Origin of the sequence: Halomonas salipaludis (genome assembly GCF_002286975.1) — a bacterium.
Classification (GTDB): Bacteria; Pseudomonadota; Gammaproteobacteria; order Pseudomonadales; family Halomonadaceae; genus Franzmannia; species Franzmannia salipaludis.
In genome coordinates this window covers 251,107-265,264 of the sequence record NZ_NSKB01000006.1, presented here as the reverse complement: position 1 = coordinate 265,264, position 14,158 = coordinate 251,107, and the positions used below count along the sequence as shown (strand labels likewise).

At 63.0% G+C, this 14,158-nt stretch carries 12 protein-coding genes, 1 tRNA gene and 2 pseudogenes; 12 read left to right on the top strand and 3 right to left on the bottom strand.

Annotation, left to right across the window (positions count from 1 at the left end):
- Positions 1 to 38 precede the first annotated feature (38 nt).
- Complete coding sequence (gene hemA / locus CK498_RS16900; protein WP_095622021.1) at positions 39 to 1,310, bottom strand: glutamyl-tRNA reductase; 1,272 nt, start codon at positions 1,308 to 1,310, stop codon at positions 39 to 41.
- A 168-nt stretch (positions 1,311 to 1,478) separates the two neighbouring features.
- Between hemA and CK498_RS16895 the strand changes: the two genes are divergently transcribed.
- From CK498_RS16895 to tnpB, 11 genes are all read left to right on the top strand, one after another.
- The gene (locus CK498_RS16895; RefSeq protein ID WP_095622020.1) at positions 1,479 to 3,215 is read left to right on the top strand and encodes a tetratricopeptide repeat protein; all 1,737 of its coding nucleotides are present in this window, start codon (positions 1,479 to 1,481) and stop codon (positions 3,213 to 3,215) included.
- 62 nt (positions 3,216 to 3,277) lie between these two features.
- Complete coding sequence (gene lolB / locus CK498_RS16890; protein ID WP_095622019.1) at positions 3,278 to 3,898, top strand: lipoprotein insertase outer membrane protein LolB; 621 nt, start codon at positions 3,278 to 3,280, stop codon at positions 3,896 to 3,898.
- On the top strand, positions 3,891 to 4,742 hold the full coding sequence (gene ispE, locus CK498_RS16885; protein WP_267873755.1) for a 4-(cytidine 5'-diphospho)-2-C-methyl-D-erythritol kinase: 852 nt from the start codon (positions 3,891 to 3,893) through the stop codon (positions 4,740 to 4,742). Before lolB ends, ispE begins: the two co-directional genes overlap by 8 nt.
- A 76-nt stretch (positions 4,743 to 4,818) precedes the next feature.
- A tRNA-Gln gene (locus CK498_RS16880) sits at positions 4,819 to 4,893 on the top strand.
- A gap of 67 nt (positions 4,894 to 4,960) precedes the next feature.
- Entirely contained in the window at positions 4,961 to 5,902 is a 942-nt protein-coding gene (locus CK498_RS16875; RefSeq protein ID WP_176475823.1) for a ribose-phosphate pyrophosphokinase, read from the top strand.
- Positions 5,903 to 6,017: 115 nt separating this feature from the next.
- Positions 6,018 to 6,689: a 50S ribosomal protein L25/general stress protein Ctc gene (locus tag CK498_RS16870; RefSeq protein ID WP_095622018.1), complete on the top strand. Its 672-nt coding sequence runs from the start codon at positions 6,018 to 6,020 to the stop codon at positions 6,687 to 6,689.
- A gap of 123 nt (positions 6,690 to 6,812) precedes the next feature.
- On the top strand, positions 6,813 to 7,397 hold the full coding sequence (gene pth / locus CK498_RS16865; RefSeq protein WP_095622017.1) for an aminoacyl-tRNA hydrolase: 585 nt from the start codon (positions 6,813 to 6,815) through the stop codon (positions 7,395 to 7,397).
- Positions 7,398 to 7,501: 104 nt separating this feature from the next.
- On the top strand, positions 7,502 to 8,593 hold the full coding sequence (gene ychF / locus CK498_RS16860; protein WP_095622016.1) for a redox-regulated ATPase YchF: 1,092 nt from the start codon (positions 7,502 to 7,504) through the stop codon (positions 8,591 to 8,593).
- A gap of 1,226 nt (positions 8,594 to 9,819) precedes the next feature.
- Positions 9,820 to 9,993 (top strand): hypothetical protein, encoded by a 174-nt coding sequence (locus CK498_RS26900; protein ID WP_407645867.1) that lies wholly within the window; start codon positions 9,820 to 9,822, stop codon positions 9,991 to 9,993.
- A gap of 131 nt (positions 9,994 to 10,124) precedes the next feature.
- Complete coding sequence (locus tag CK498_RS16850) at positions 10,125 to 10,334, top strand: hypothetical protein (RefSeq protein WP_095622015.1); 210 nt, start codon at positions 10,125 to 10,127, stop codon at positions 10,332 to 10,334.
- Positions 10,331 to 10,687, top strand: coding sequence for an IS66 family insertion sequence element accessory protein TnpB (gene tnpB, locus CK498_RS16845; RefSeq protein ID WP_095622014.1), 357 nt, complete (start codon positions 10,331 to 10,333; stop codon positions 10,685 to 10,687). Before CK498_RS16850 ends, tnpB begins: the two co-directional genes overlap by 4 nt.
- Positions 10,688 to 10,773: 86 nt before the next feature.
- On the opposite strand, the gene CK498_RS16840 is transcribed toward tnpB, so the two are convergent.
- Both CK498_RS16840 and CK498_RS16835 read right to left on the bottom strand, forming a co-directional pair.
- Positions 10,774 to 11,589 (bottom strand): GntR family transcriptional regulator, encoded by an 816-nt coding sequence (locus CK498_RS16840; RefSeq protein ID WP_095622013.1) that lies wholly within the window; start codon positions 11,587 to 11,589, stop codon positions 10,774 to 10,776.
- A 279-nt stretch (positions 11,590 to 11,868) separates the two neighbouring features.
- A pseudogene (locus CK498_RS16835) lies at positions 11,869 to 12,878 on the bottom strand (IS30 family transposase).
- Positions 12,879 to 13,004: 126 nt separating this feature from the next.
- Between CK498_RS16835 and CK498_RS16830 the strand changes: the two are divergent.
- Positions 13,005 to 13,923: pseudogene (locus CK498_RS16830) on the top strand (IS110 family RNA-guided transposase).
- Positions 13,924 to 14,158: the final 235 nt, after the last annotated feature.

Sequence of the window (14,158 nt, the reverse complement as noted above, 5' to 3'; positions counted from 1 at the left end):
TGTAATGGTGAAACGAAGCGAGCCGCGGCTTGGGTCGGCTAGGCGTCCTGGGACGGCGCCGAGGGGTCGATCAGCAGCGTCTCGGCGGCGGCGATGACATCGTGGCGCTCGGCGCCGGAGGCCTCGCGCAGGCGCAGCGTGGGGCCGTGCATCAGTCGATTGGCCAGCTGACTGGCCAGCCGCGAGACCACCCGCTGGGGGTCCTCGCCCCTGGCCAGCTGGGCCAGTGCCTGGGCCTCGGCCTCGGCACGGATGCCCTCGCCCTGCTCGCGGTAGCGGCGAATCAGCTGGCCGGCACCGCGCACCCGGCGCTCATGCTGCCAGCTGCCGACGCCGTGCTCGATCAGCGACTCGGCCTGGTCGGCGGCCACCTGGCGGTGGCGGCGGTTCTCCTCGATGACCTCGTGGAGGTCGTCGACGGTATAGAGGAAGATATCGGAGAGTTCGCCGACCTGCGGCTCTATGTCGCGGGGCACGGCGATATCGACCATGAAGATCGGCCGATGGCGGCGCTTTTTCAGCGCCCGCTCGACCATGCCCTTGCCGAGAATCGGCAGCGGTGCGGCGGTCGAGGAGATCACGATGTCGGCGCGCTCCAGGGCATGCGGGATCTCGTTGAGGGTGATCGCGGTGCCGCCGAACTCTCCGGCCAGGCGCTCGGCGCGCTCGCGGGTGCGGTTGGCCACCACCAGTTCACGCACGCCGGCCTCGTGCAGGTGGCGGGCCACCAGCTCGATGGTCTCGCCGGCGCCGATCAGCAGCGCCCGGGAGTCGGAGAAGTCATCGAAAATATGGCTGGCCATGCTCACCGCGGCATAGGCCACCGACACCGGGTTCTCGCCGATGCCGGTTTCGGTACGCACCTGCTTGGCCACCGCAAAGGTATGCTGGAATAGCCGCTCCAGCTCGCCGCCCAGGCCGCTGTGCTGGCGCGCCGCCTGGTAGGCGTCCTTGAGCTGACCGAGAATCTGCGGCTCGCCGAGCACCATCGAGTCGAGCCCCACCGCCACCCGCATCAGGTGGCGCGCGGCATCGTGGTCGAGGTAGTGGTAGGCACAGCGCGTCAGGTCCTCGTCGCCGAGGCCGTGGAAGCGGCCCAGCCAGTCGAGGATCCGGCCCTCGCCCTGGCTGTCGGTGACGCAGTAGAGCTCGGTGCGGTTGCAGGTCGACAGCACCGCTGCCTCCTCGACACCCGGCAAGGCGCGCAGCTCGGCAAGCGCCGCCTCTAGCTGCGAGGGGGTGAATGCCACCTGCTCGCGGACCTCCACGGCAGCGGTCTTATGGTTGATTCCAAGGGCCAGAAGCGTCATGCAGTCAGCGTCTTCGCTAGGGGGAACGGCGAACTCGTCACGGTGGATCCTGTCCATCAAGACAGCGCATTCTACCACAGCCCACCACGCGGGCACTCCCTGAGATGGCTTTGCTGCCGCCTCGCAAGGCGTTTATGCTGAGCCCTCGGCTCTGGAAACGAGATCATCATGCCAGCACGTTTACCCCTCACCGCTGTGACGGCCTCTGCCGCACTGCTGCTGGCCGCCTGCCAGAGCACGGCGGTGACGCCCTTCGCCGAGCGCGAGGATCCCCTGGCATCGGCGCCGCCCATCGAGCGCGGCCTGGATGCCGACGGCCTGGCTACCCTGATGACCGCCGAGTTCGCCGGCCAGCGCGGTGACTACCGCACCGCCAGCCAGGGCTACCTGGCCATGGCCGAGCGCTATCAGTCGATAGCGCTGATCGAGCGCGCCGCCCTCGCCGCGCGCTTCAGCGACGATCCCGAGCTGTTCGAGACCACCGCGCGGCGCTGGCGCGAGCTGGCCCCAGAGGCCGAGGCCCCGGCGCGCCTGCTCTCCGGACTCGCGATGCAGCGTGGCGACTGGCAGGACGGCCTCGACCAGCGCCTGGCGCTGGCGCGACGCGGCGGCCACGCCGAGCTGACCAATTTCGTCGAGCAGGCCATCGACGCCGGTGCCAACCTGCCGCCGCTGCTCGACAAGCTGCTCGAGCATCTCGAGGTCGTCGACACCTCGCGCACCCAGCACCACGACGCGGTACTGGCCACCGCCCTGCTCGAGGCCGCCAGCGGCCAGCCTAGCCGCGCCCAGCAGCGCCTCGACGGCCTCGACGACAGCCACGCCGAGCTCCCCGAACTGTGGCTGACCCGCGCCCGCCTGGCCCTCGACCGCGGCGATGCCGCCGCCGCCCGTGACGCCTCGCGGCGCGGTCTCGAGGTCTCACCGGACGACGGCCGCTTCATCCTGATGCTGGCCCAGAGCGAGCTGATGCTGGGCAACGTCGAGGCCGCCGAGGCGCAGACCGACACCCTGCTGGAGCGCCATGTCGGCAGCGGCGACCTGCGCCTGGCGCTGGCCCAGCTGTATCTCGACGAGGACTACCCGGAGCCAGCGCGGCGACTGCTGCTACCGCTGATCAGCGCCGACGACACCCCGGCGCTGGCCTTCACCCTGCTCGGCGCCATCGCCGAAGAGGAGGGCGAGGTCGACAACGCCCTGCTTTATTATCGCCAGGTACCGTCCGGCGAACACTTTCTACAGGCGCGACTGTTCGCGACGCGCATGCTGATAGAGGCCGACCGCCTGCCCGACGCCCGTGCCTTCCTGCGCATCGAGCGCCTGCGCCACTCGGATCAGGCAGCCAGCCTGGCTGCCCTCGAGGTCGAACTCCTCGAGCAGCATGGCCTCGACGCCGAGGCCGATGCCTTGCTCGAGCAGCAGCTCGACGAGACCCCGGACAGCGACGAGCTGCTCTATCTCCGCGCCATGCGCGCCTTCAATGCCGGCGACCTGGCGGCCATGGAGCGCGACCTGCAGCGCATCATCGACAACGAACCGAATCACGCCATGGCGCTCAACGCGCTGGGCTATACGCTGGTCGACCTCACCGAACGCACCGCAGAGGGCATGGAGCTGGTCGAGCGCGCCTACCGCCTGGCGCCGGACAACCCGGCGATTCTCGACAGCATGGGTTGGGGCTACCATCGGCTCGGCGACGACGAGCGCGCCCTGCTCTACCTGGAGCGCGCCTACGCCAGCATGCCCGACCAGGAGATCGCCGCACACCTCGCCGAAGTGCTGTGGGAGCTCGGTCGCGAACAAGAGGCCCGCGAGCTGATCCGCGAGGCCTATGCGCGCTTCGAGGAGCGGCCGGTGGTCGACGAGCTGCTCGAACGGCGCCCCGAACTCGCCCCACCGCCATAAGCGGGGCCAACTGACGTTTCCACCATCAAGATTGCCGATCGACCACAGGGAAGAGTGCCCTTATGAACTCCACCAAGACAGTGACGTCACTGGCGTTGCTCCTCGCGCTGCTGATCATGGCCGGCTGCGCCACGCGCGCCCCGGACCCCGCTGCCCTCGCCGAGCGCGGCGAGTGGGGCGAGCAGCGCCGCGCCGTGGAGGCGCTGGAACGCTGGCGGCTGGCCGGCCGGGTCGGCATCCGCGCGCCCGGCGACTCGACTACCGCCAACCTCGACTGGCTGCAGCGCCCCCACTACTACCGCCTGCTGCTGAGCGGCCCGTTCGGCGCCGGCAGCAGCATTCTTGAAGGCCGCGATGGGCGGGTCAGCCTGACCACCAACCAGGGCCGCTTCGAGGCCGAGAGCCCCGAGGCGCTGATGGAAGAGCAGCTCGGCTGGGCACTGCCGGTCTCGGCTCTCGACCACTGGGTACGCGGCCTGCCCGACCCCGATAGCCGCCACGACCTCGACCACGACGACCAGGGCTTTCCCGAGCTGCTGCGCCAGGACGGCTGGGAGATCGAATACCGCGACTGGACAGAGATCGAGTCGCTGTGGCTACCACGCCGCCTGATCATGACCTTCGACGAGATTCGCGTGACCCTGGTGGTCAACGACTGGCGGCTGGAGGAGAGCGGTGAGTGAGACCCGCGAGCTGGTACTGCCGGCGCCGGCCAAGCTCAACCGCATGCTGCACATCACCGGCCGGCGCGCCGACGGCTACCATGAGCTGCAGACGCTGTTCCAGTTTCTCGACCACGGCGATGAACTGCGCTTCCGTCGCCGCGAGGATGGCGAACTCCAGCTCAGCCCGGCACTGCCCGGCGTGGCTGCCGGCGACAACCTGATCCTGCGCGCCGCGCGCCTGCTGCAGGCCAAAAGCGGCTGCGGGCTGGGCGCCGACATCCACCTCGACAAGCGCCTGCCGCTGGGCAGTGGCCTGGGCGGCGGCAGCTCGGATGCCGCCACCACCCTGCTGGCGCTCGATCGACTGTGGGGACTGGAACTCGGTGAGGAGCACCTGGCCGCCCTGGGCCTTGCCTTGGGCGCCGACGTGCCGGTGTTCGTGCGCGGCCGCGCGGCCTGGGCCGAAGGCATCGGCGAGCGACTCACCCCAGTCGAGCTGGATACCCCCTGGTTCGTGGTGATTCACCCCGGCGTCGAGGTCTCGACCCCGGCGGTGTTCCAGGCCCCGCAATTGACACGCAACACCCCCCCCATTAGTATGGCGCGCGCACTGCAGGGGGCGGCAACGTGGCGCAATGACTGCGAAACCACGGTGCGCATGCTTTATCCCGAGGTCGCCGGCGCCATCGACTGGCTGGCTGGCCAGGCACCGACCATGCTGACCGGCACCGGCGCCTGCCTCTTCGCTAGATTGACGAGCGAAACGCAAGCCGATAGCATTTTGCAGCGGATAAGCCATGACTGGCAGGCCTTCAAGGCCCGTGGTCATAACGTTTCTCCCCTTCATGCGGCGCTGGGATAGGCAGACAGCACGCCTGCCTTCTGTTGGCCAAGGCGTCATGTAGATGCATGCCACGGGGAGTGAGCGGTTAGGTTATTGGGGTATAGCCAAGTGGTAAGGCACCGGTTTTTGGTATCGGCATTCCCAGGTTCGAGTCCTGGTACCCCAGCCATCCCCCCATCCTCCCAGGCCTTGTGCATCCCTGAACGAGACCCAAGACTCCCAAAAGGTGGCTGCGCGTGTCAAAACTGATGGTTTTCGCCGGGAACGCCAATCCCGAACTCGCCCGCAAGATTGCCGAAGGACTCGATAACCGCCTCGGCCATGCGACGGTCGGCCAGTTCAGCGATGGTGAAATCGCGGTCGAGATCAACGAGAACGTGCGCGGCAAGGATGTCTTCATCCTGCAGTCCACCTGCGCGCCGACCAATGACAACCTGATGGAACTGATCCTGATGGTCGATGCACTGCGGCGCGCCTCGGCGGCGCGAATTACCGCCGTCGTGCCCTATTTCGGCTACGCTCGCCAGGATCGTCGGGTGCGCTCCGCCCGAGTACCGATCTCGGCCAAGGTAGTCGCCGACATGATGGTCAAGGCCGGTGTCGACCGGGTCATGACCATGGACCTGCACGCCGACCAGATTCAGGGCTTCTTCGACGTACCGGTAGACAACGTCTACGGTTCACCGATCCTGCTCGACGACATCGAGCGCCAGAATTACGACGACCTGGTGGTGGTCTCTCCGGACGTTGGCGGCGTGGTCCGCGCCCGGGCCATCGCCAAGCAGCTGAATGCCGATCTCGCCATCATCGACAAGCGTCGCCCCCAGGCCAACCAGGCCCAGGTGATGCACATCATCGGCGAAATCCAGGACCGCACCTGCGTAGTGGTGGACGACATGATCGATACCGCCGGTACCCTGTGCAAGGCCGGCGAAGCGCTCAAGCAGCACGGCGCTCGCCGCGTGGTGGCCTACGCCACTCACCCGATCCTGTCGGGCCCGGCGGTGGACAACATCATGGGCTCGGTGCTCGACGAGGTGGTGGTCGCCGATACCATCCCGCTGTCCGAAACCGCCCGCCGCAGCGGCAAGATTCGCCAGCTGTCGGTGGCCGGGCTGATCGCCGAGGCGATCCGCCGGGTCAGCAACGAAGAATCCGTCAGCGCGATGTTCCACTGACAGCCGTCACGGTACAGCGCGCGGATACGTGCCCGGCACTGGCCGGGCTCCGAGGGCGCCATTCGTCTGGTCGCGGGCGATGGCGTTCTCTTGATTAACCATGAGGTTATACCCAATGTCAGATTTCACTCTTACTGCCAGCGTTCGCAACGACCTGGGGAAAGGTGCGAGCCGCCGCCTGCGTCGTGCGAACCAACAGGTGCCGGCCATCATCTACGGTGGTGAAGCCGCACCTGAGTCCATCGCGGTGGACAAGACCTCCTTCTACAAGGCGATCGAGGACGAAGCGTTCTTCTCCTCGCTGATCACCATCGAGGTCGCAGGCAAGCCGCAGCAGGTCGTGGTGCGTGATCTTCAGCGCCACCCCTACAAGCCGCTGGTGACCCACGCCGACTTCATGCGCGTTGACGCCACCCACGAGATCACCCTCAACGTGCCGCTGCACGTGGTGGGCGACGACAAGTGTGCGGCGATCAAGGACCATGACGGCGAGCTCCACGTGCTCGCCAACGAAGTGGAAATCAGCTGCCTGCCGAAGGACCTGCCGGAGTACCTGGAGATCGATATCACCAATATCGAGCTGGGCACTACCCTGCACCTGTCCGATCTGAAGGTGCCGGCCGGCGTGACCCTGGTCGCGCTGACTCACGGTGAAGATCACGACAACGCCATCCTCAGCGTCACCAAGTCCAAGGTGCGCGTCGAGGAAGACGATGACGCGCCGGAAGCACCGGAAGCGCCCGAGAGCAAGAGCGACGGCGCCGAAGGCGAGGACAAGTCCGAGTAATCGGGCCACGTCCGGGGCACTCTTGCGCGCGGTACTTTATACGCAGGAGTGCCCCTCTGAGGTACGATCAAGCGCTACGGCGCTTGATTTTTTTTGCCTGCACTCTCAAGGAGGATCCGCGACATGCCTCAGGTCAAGGCGCTCATCGGGCTCGGCAATCCCGGCGACAAGTACACGGAGACGCGCCATAACGCCGGCGCCTGGCTGGTCGAGGCACTCGCCAAGGACCACCACACGCCGCTACGTGCCGAGCGCAAGTTCCTCGGCCACTATGCCAAGGTTGTGCTGGCCGGCCAGGAGCTGCACCTGCTCAACCCGCAGACCTTCATGAACCGCAGCGGCGGTGCCGTGGCCGCGCTGTGCCAGTTCTTCAAGATCGCCCCGGACGAACTGCTGGTCGCCCACGACGAACTCGACATCGCCCCCGGCACCGCGCGCTACAAGAGCGGCGGCGGCCACGGCGGCCATAACGGCCTGCGCGACATCGTCAGCGCACTGGGCAACGACAAGTCGTTCCATCGCCTGCGCATCGGCATCGGCCACCCCGGCGAAGCCGGCCAGGTGGTCAACTATGTGCTGGGGCGCCCCGGCAAGGCCGAGCGCAGCGCCATCGACGCCGCCCTCGGCGAGATCGAAGCCACCCTGCCCGACGCCATCAGCGGCGACTGGGCCCGGGCCATGAACCGGCTGCACAGCTTCAAGCCTTAAGCTTCGGGCTTCGGGCTAAGTAAGCAACGCTCGTAGCTCGTAGCTCGTAGCAGCGATAGAATAGCGACCAATCGTTACTTTCCAACACCTTTCAGGACGCTCCAATGGGTTTCAACTGCGGTATCGTCGGCCTGCCCAACGTCGGCAAGTCCACCCTCTTCAATGCACTGACCAAGTCCGGCATCGACGCCGAGAACTTCCCGTTCTGCACCATCGAGCCCAACGTCGGCATCGTGCCGATGCCCGACCCGCGCCTCGACAAGCTGGCGGCGATCGTCAAACCGCAGAAGGTGCTGCCCACCACCATGGAGTTCGTCGACATCGCCGGCCTGGTGGCCGGTGCCTCCAAGGGCGAGGGGCTGGGCAACAAGTTCCTGGCCAATATCCGCGAGACCCAGGCCATCGCCCACGTGGTGCGCTGCTTCGACAACGACAACGTCATCCATGTTGCCAACGAAGTCGACCCGCGCGCCGATATCGAGACCATCAACCTCGAACTGGCGCTGGCCGACCTGGACAGCGTCGAGCGCGCCATCCAGCGCCTGGTGCGCGTGGCCAAGGGCGGCGACAAGGAGGCCATCGCCACCAAGGCGATCCTCGAGCGCATCCAGCCGCATCTCGCCGAGGGCCTGCCACTGAGGAGCTTCGGCCTGGAGGAGGACGACAAGCAGCAGCTCAAGAGCTTTGGCTTCTTGACCCTCAAGCCGACCATGTATATCGCCAACGTCAACGAGGACGGCTTCGAGGCCAACCCCTATCTCGACGTGGTGCGCGAGATCGCCACCGAGGAAGGCGCGGTCGTGGTACCGGTGTGCAACCAGATCGAGGCCGAGATCGCCGAGCTGGATGACGAAGAGCGCAGCATGTTCCTTGACGAGATGGGCATGGACGAGCCCGGCCTCGACCGAGTGATCCGCGCCGGCTATGCGCTGCTCGACCTGCAGACCTACTTCACCGCAGGGGTCAAGGAAGTGCGCGCCTGGACGGTCAAGGTTGGCGCCACCGCCCCCGAGGCGGCGGGCGTGATTCACACCGACTTCCAGAAAGGCTTCATCCGCGCCGAGGTGATCGGCTATGACGACTATATCGGCCTGGGCGGCGAACAGGGCGCCAAGGATGCCGGCAAGTGGCGCCTGGAGGGCAAGGAGTACATGGTCAAGGATGGCGACGTGATCCACTTCCGGTTCGCCAACTAATAGCAGTGCATTGACATACACCCTTTATGTGTCATGTTATGGACATACGGTGGATTCGTGAACGCCTCAAACAGCTAGGGCTTTGTGTGCCTTAGTGTGTCGCGAGCCGGGGGTATGTATGGCATGCCTAGAGTACGTGGACTTCATGCCTTGGCGCGAGGTCCACGCTGGTGAAGCGTCGCTGGGAGCACGACAAGCTCGGAATTGCTGTTCGGCGCCTAACCCAAATCTTCTAGGAGGACGGCGAAGGCTGGACCGAGGCCAACCATTGGGCCTTAGAGAAAATCACCCATCAAGGATGCGACATTGAGACCGCGAAAGGCTTGATAAAGCATCTGCACGCCTATGCGTGTTTTCTTGAAAAAAACGATCTTGATTGGCGATACTCCCCCATTCGCCTCTCTGAACGCGCTGTCGTGCGGTTCCGTGGTCACCTAATCCAGCAGATTAAAACGGGGAGTTTGGCGTCAAGTACCGCACGATCACGTATTAATGCGACCGTACAGTTCTACCGTTACGCTGCGGCTCAAGACTTTATCAGCACGACCACGCCGATGTGGCGTGAGCGGCCATTTATAATTCGCCATTACGACACGGCCGGATTCAGGCGAGCACTCACGCGTATAACTACCAACCTCGCTATTCCCAATCACGCTATTCCCGGAGTTCGTATTGAAGATGAACTGACACCACTCAGCGACGCGCACATGACGGAACTCCTTGAGTTCACAGCAAGGCAGGAGACCGTCGAACTCCATCTCATGCTTACAACGGGTTTTTTACAGATGCGCGTATAGGCACCATCTCTACGCTCAGGATTGATAGCTTAGAACAGGCCAGACCGGATCCTTACCTAGATGATCTTTTCCTGATCAGAGTGGGGTCTGGGACCGGCGTTGTGACCAAGTTTAACGTCGAGGGAGACGGCGGTCTCAAGTTCCAAGCGCAACGCTATTGAATGGTGCTCGGACCAGCAACGGATTTTTTGAGTACCTCAACATAGTCTTCCAGCGGCGTTTGCCAGTCCAGTGTCATGCAACAGTCTGTGTAATAGCACTCATCTGACCGGAAAATTGCATCTGTGCTGACCTCTACTTACATCTGACTTGACAGGCACCGGGAGTGACCGCCTCCCCCGCCAGTAGGCACACCCGGTCAAGGAGGAGGAGAACCACATGACAACGCCCTCCGAGCGAACACGCTCGGTCATCTAGGCCCGAGAGTTCTTGGTCGAGGCAAGCCAGGATATTTCTCTTCCCGAGTCAATCCACACCCAGGCCAGGCGCCTGCTCCGGCATTCCCCCTCGCGGGACGAAATGCTGAGAGCCGGGCAGATGGAGACGCACCTCGCCGAAGGGACCATCTTCCAACCCCTACTCAACGCCACCGTCGATGAGTAGGGCACAGCATTGAACCTACGGAAATCCCATGACCACTAAACCTGAACTGATGTAAGCGCCCCAGCAACCCCATCTTCTTGAGCTGATCGGCGTCGGCCAGACTGGTGCCTCCCATCATGAAGGAAGGCACCATGATCGAGCTGACCTCGACACAGGCCTACTGGCTGGGCCACCTGTTTCATGCTTCATCCCGGCAATTGGCGCTGAGCGAGTATGCCGAGGAACAGGGGCTGGAGCTGGCAACGCTGCTGGCCTGGGAGCAACGCCTGGTGGTGCAGGGGGTCCCCGTACCGCCGCATCATCGACCGAAGCGCTTCGTCGCCGTGGAGGTGGCCCGATGATCCGGCCAGACACCAGACTGCGGGTCTATCTGTGCCGCGAGCCGGTCGATATGCGCAAGCAGATCGATGGGTTGGCTCTGCTGGTCCAGGAGGCCATGGAGCTCAACCCCTTCGAGGAGGCGGTATTCGTGTTCGGCAACCACCAGCGCGACAAGGTGAAGCTGCTGTTCTGGAAGCGCAACGGCTTCGTGGTCTGGTACAAACGCCTGGAGCGCGAGCGCTTCAAGTGGCCCGACCGGCTGGAAGGCGACACCGTCATGCTCTCGGGCCAGGAGCTGAACTGGCTTCTCGATGGCTACGACCTCAGCGCCATGCAGCCGCACAAGGCCTTGGATTTTCAATCGGTTGGGTAGTCTTTCTGCTCCCCTTGTGCGGCGGGATTCGATAAACTACCCATATGACGTCCACCGCTTCCACTAATACGACGATCCTGACAGGTTCACTCCGCCTGGTTCCAATAATGAATATCATCACCACCACAAACAGAAACGCGACATTCGACACACTCGCCACCTAAGCTGTAAGCGAGACGAGTCACCTCCAGCAAAGGGGTATTGGAAGCTAACGCGAGCAATTCCGACTCGTCTGGACGAGCCGCTCGCGCCCGCAAACGCTCGCCGACCTTAACGACGAGAATATTAAACATTTGCTCGAGAGCGAAGTAGATCGAATCAGGCTTTTTCTGCTCAAAAATTACTTCGGCACTAGGGCAAATCTCACTGTTGAGATAAATCGTTTCCAACAGAACCGGGTGGTTTCCAAGATAGCGTATGCGAACGAACTTGACAATGTCCGCACCAGTTTTAACTTGGAGTTGTTTTGAGAGCTGTTCGTCGGCTTTTATCTTTTCGCAGCTTATATATTGACTGTCTTTTCCCGCAATGCGCTTTCCGGTTTTATTAGAGTAAAATCGGCGGAAGCGAGTTGTTTGGTAGTCACCTCTATGCGAGGTCACAAACGTTCCTCGTCCAGGGTGTCGCGACACGAGGCCCTCTACTGCCATCTCCTCAATTGCTTTACGCACCGTACCTTGGCTTAGCCCATACTCCTCCGCCAACTTCATCTCGCTCGGTAATAACTCACCCGGGCGCCATTCTCCACTTAAGACGCGGCGGATCAAATGCCCCTTTACTTGCAAGTAAAGAGGCAGCGCTACGGGCCGCTTACTTGTCGAAGCGGTCGTTGACGCCTTTATCTCGTTAGCCTTCTTCTCGTAATCGGACAGACTTGATGAGTAAGAAGCTTTGCCCTTCATTTTTTTGACCTCACTTTGTTACCGGACTACCGTGTACCCGTGCCGGATATCAGTAGTTACTGCAGCACACCACTTCCCAGAAGAGTTACCACTAAAAACCTATTACGACAGAACTGCTCTCCACAGGAGATCTATTCGCAGTGCTTGATGAGCGCTGCCCATGCCTTAAGAGCTAAACGGCTGAAAGCCTCTTCTGAGAGCCACTATCTAGGTATTATATATAAATTATAAGAGGTACGCCAGCCCGGATATCGGCGGTCTCAAGTTCCAACCGCAACACTATTGAAGCGTGCTCGGACCGGTGACGAATTTCTCGAGCACCTCGGCATAAACCTCCAGCGGCGTTTGCCAGTCCAGGGTCTTGCGCGGCCGTGTATTCAGTGAGTCGGCGATCTCGTCGAGTGCTTCCTGGCTGTAGACCGAGAGGTCCGTGCCCTTCAGCAGGTACTGCCGCCACAGCCCATTGGTGTTCTCGTTGGAACCCCGCTGCCATGGCTATGCGGGTCAGCGAAGTAGATCGCCGTCCCCGTCCGCCGCGTGATCTCGGTATGCTTCACCATCTCTCTGCCCTGGTCGTAGGTCATGGACAGGCGCAGGGCGCGCGGCACCTCGTTGAGTTTGTCGCTGAAACCAATGGCAGCCGTTGCCATGGTGCCATCCAGCTTGGCCAGGATCACCAGTCGCATGGTGCGCTCCACCAGCGTACCGACGGCAAAGCGGTTGTTGGCGCCCATGATGAGATCGCCTTCCCAGTGGCCCGGCATCAGGCGATCCTTGATCTCAGGCGGCCGCCTATGAATGCTGACCAGCTCGGGAATCTGGTTGCGCCGATCCTGGCCACGGCTCCGAGGCCGGCGCTTGCCGTTACCCTGCCGTAAGCAAGCGACCAGTTCCTTCTTGAGCGTGCCCCGAGGCATCACGTAGAGCGCGTTGTAGATGGCCTCATGCGAGACCCGGCGGCGTGGTATCGTTGGGAGACATACGCTTTAGTGTGCGGGTTATCTGCTCGGGTGACCAGTACTTACGCAGCAGATACACCACCACCTCGAACAGTTCACCGTCGGGGTGCAGCTTAAGCGCCGACGAGGACGATGACACGTCAAACGGGCCCGATGCGCGGCCAGGCTGGCATCGTAGCCTCCAGCGGGGCTGACGGTGTGACGAGCCAGTTCCCGTGACACGGTACTGGGTGCTCGCCCCAGGTGACGGGCAATAGCGCGGATCGAGTGAGTGGCGTACATCATCATGATGGCGTCACGGTCTTCAGCGGTGAGGTGGCGGTAGCAAATGGGATGGACGCCTCCCACTCTACAACGTGAAGGTGATCGTTAACGGTGGCCCCTCCGGACTGACGGCATCCAGGTGCCAAGGCGTGATGGACCAGAGTCTCCACCAGGCAAACCGGAGGGTCCGAGATGAACATTACCGAAAACGTGATCGGCGTGGATATCGCCAAGCGGGTGTTTTAGGTACATGAGGTCGATACGACGACGGGAGATATCGTGAGCGTGCAGCTCAAGCGCGAGAAGTTTCTGGAACATTTCACCAACCGTTCGACGTGCCTGATCGGCATGGGGGCCTCCGGCGGCGCCCAGCATTGGGCTCGTCAGCTGACTGCGCTGGGTCACACAGTGAAGCTGTTGCCGGCCAGTAGGGTTCGCCCCTTTGTGAGCGGCAACAAGAACGACATGGCCGATGCCCGGGCGATCTGGACGGCGGTACAGCAGCCCAGGATCAAGGCTGTAGCGGTCAAGACCGAAGCCCAGCAAGCCGTGTTGGCGATGCATCGGATGCGCCAACAGTTGTGAAGTTCCGTACGGCGCAGATAAATGCGCTACGCGGTCTGTTGGCCGAGTACGGCGAGGTCATGCCCCAAGGACGCCATGCCATGGCCAAAAGGCTACCGGACGCCTTCGCGCGCTTGACGGATCGGCTGCCAGCCGTGCTGATCGAGACCTTGCGTGAGCAGTTCGCGCGGATCGGCCAGCTCGATGAGCAGGTCGCCACGATGGGAATGCGAAGGCCTTCAAGTCCGGCCGGGAGTTCGCCGCCTGGCTGGGACTGGTACCGTGACAGACCGGCACCGGCGGTCGAGTGAGGCTGCTGGGCATCAGCAAGCGCGGGGATACCTATCTGCGTACGCTGCTGATTCACGGTGCCCGCTCGGTGGTCATGAACGGCAAAGAGTCACCTGAATGGGCGACGAACCTGGCCCGGCGTCGTTCCGTCAACGTGGCGGTGGTGGCAATGGCCAACAAGACGGCACGTACGCTGTGGGCGCTCCTGGCCCACGAACGTGAGTACCAACCCGGGTACGTGAGCCAGCCAGCGTAAGCCGCTCGCTCGCGCGTTTTCCACTCCAACAAGGGATGGTCTGCTGAGAAGGTTGCGCAAGGTACGTGTAGAAGTGATGGCGAACAGGTCGGACCGTGACCCACCAAACCTGAATGACTCATCGGACTTCGAGTCCTGGTAGCAAATGAGGCGTGGGTCAGCGAATTCCATCAGGGCCAGCAGGTATCCAGACCTGCATCGAAGGCCGGATACAAAACTGCAGCCGTGTCCTGTC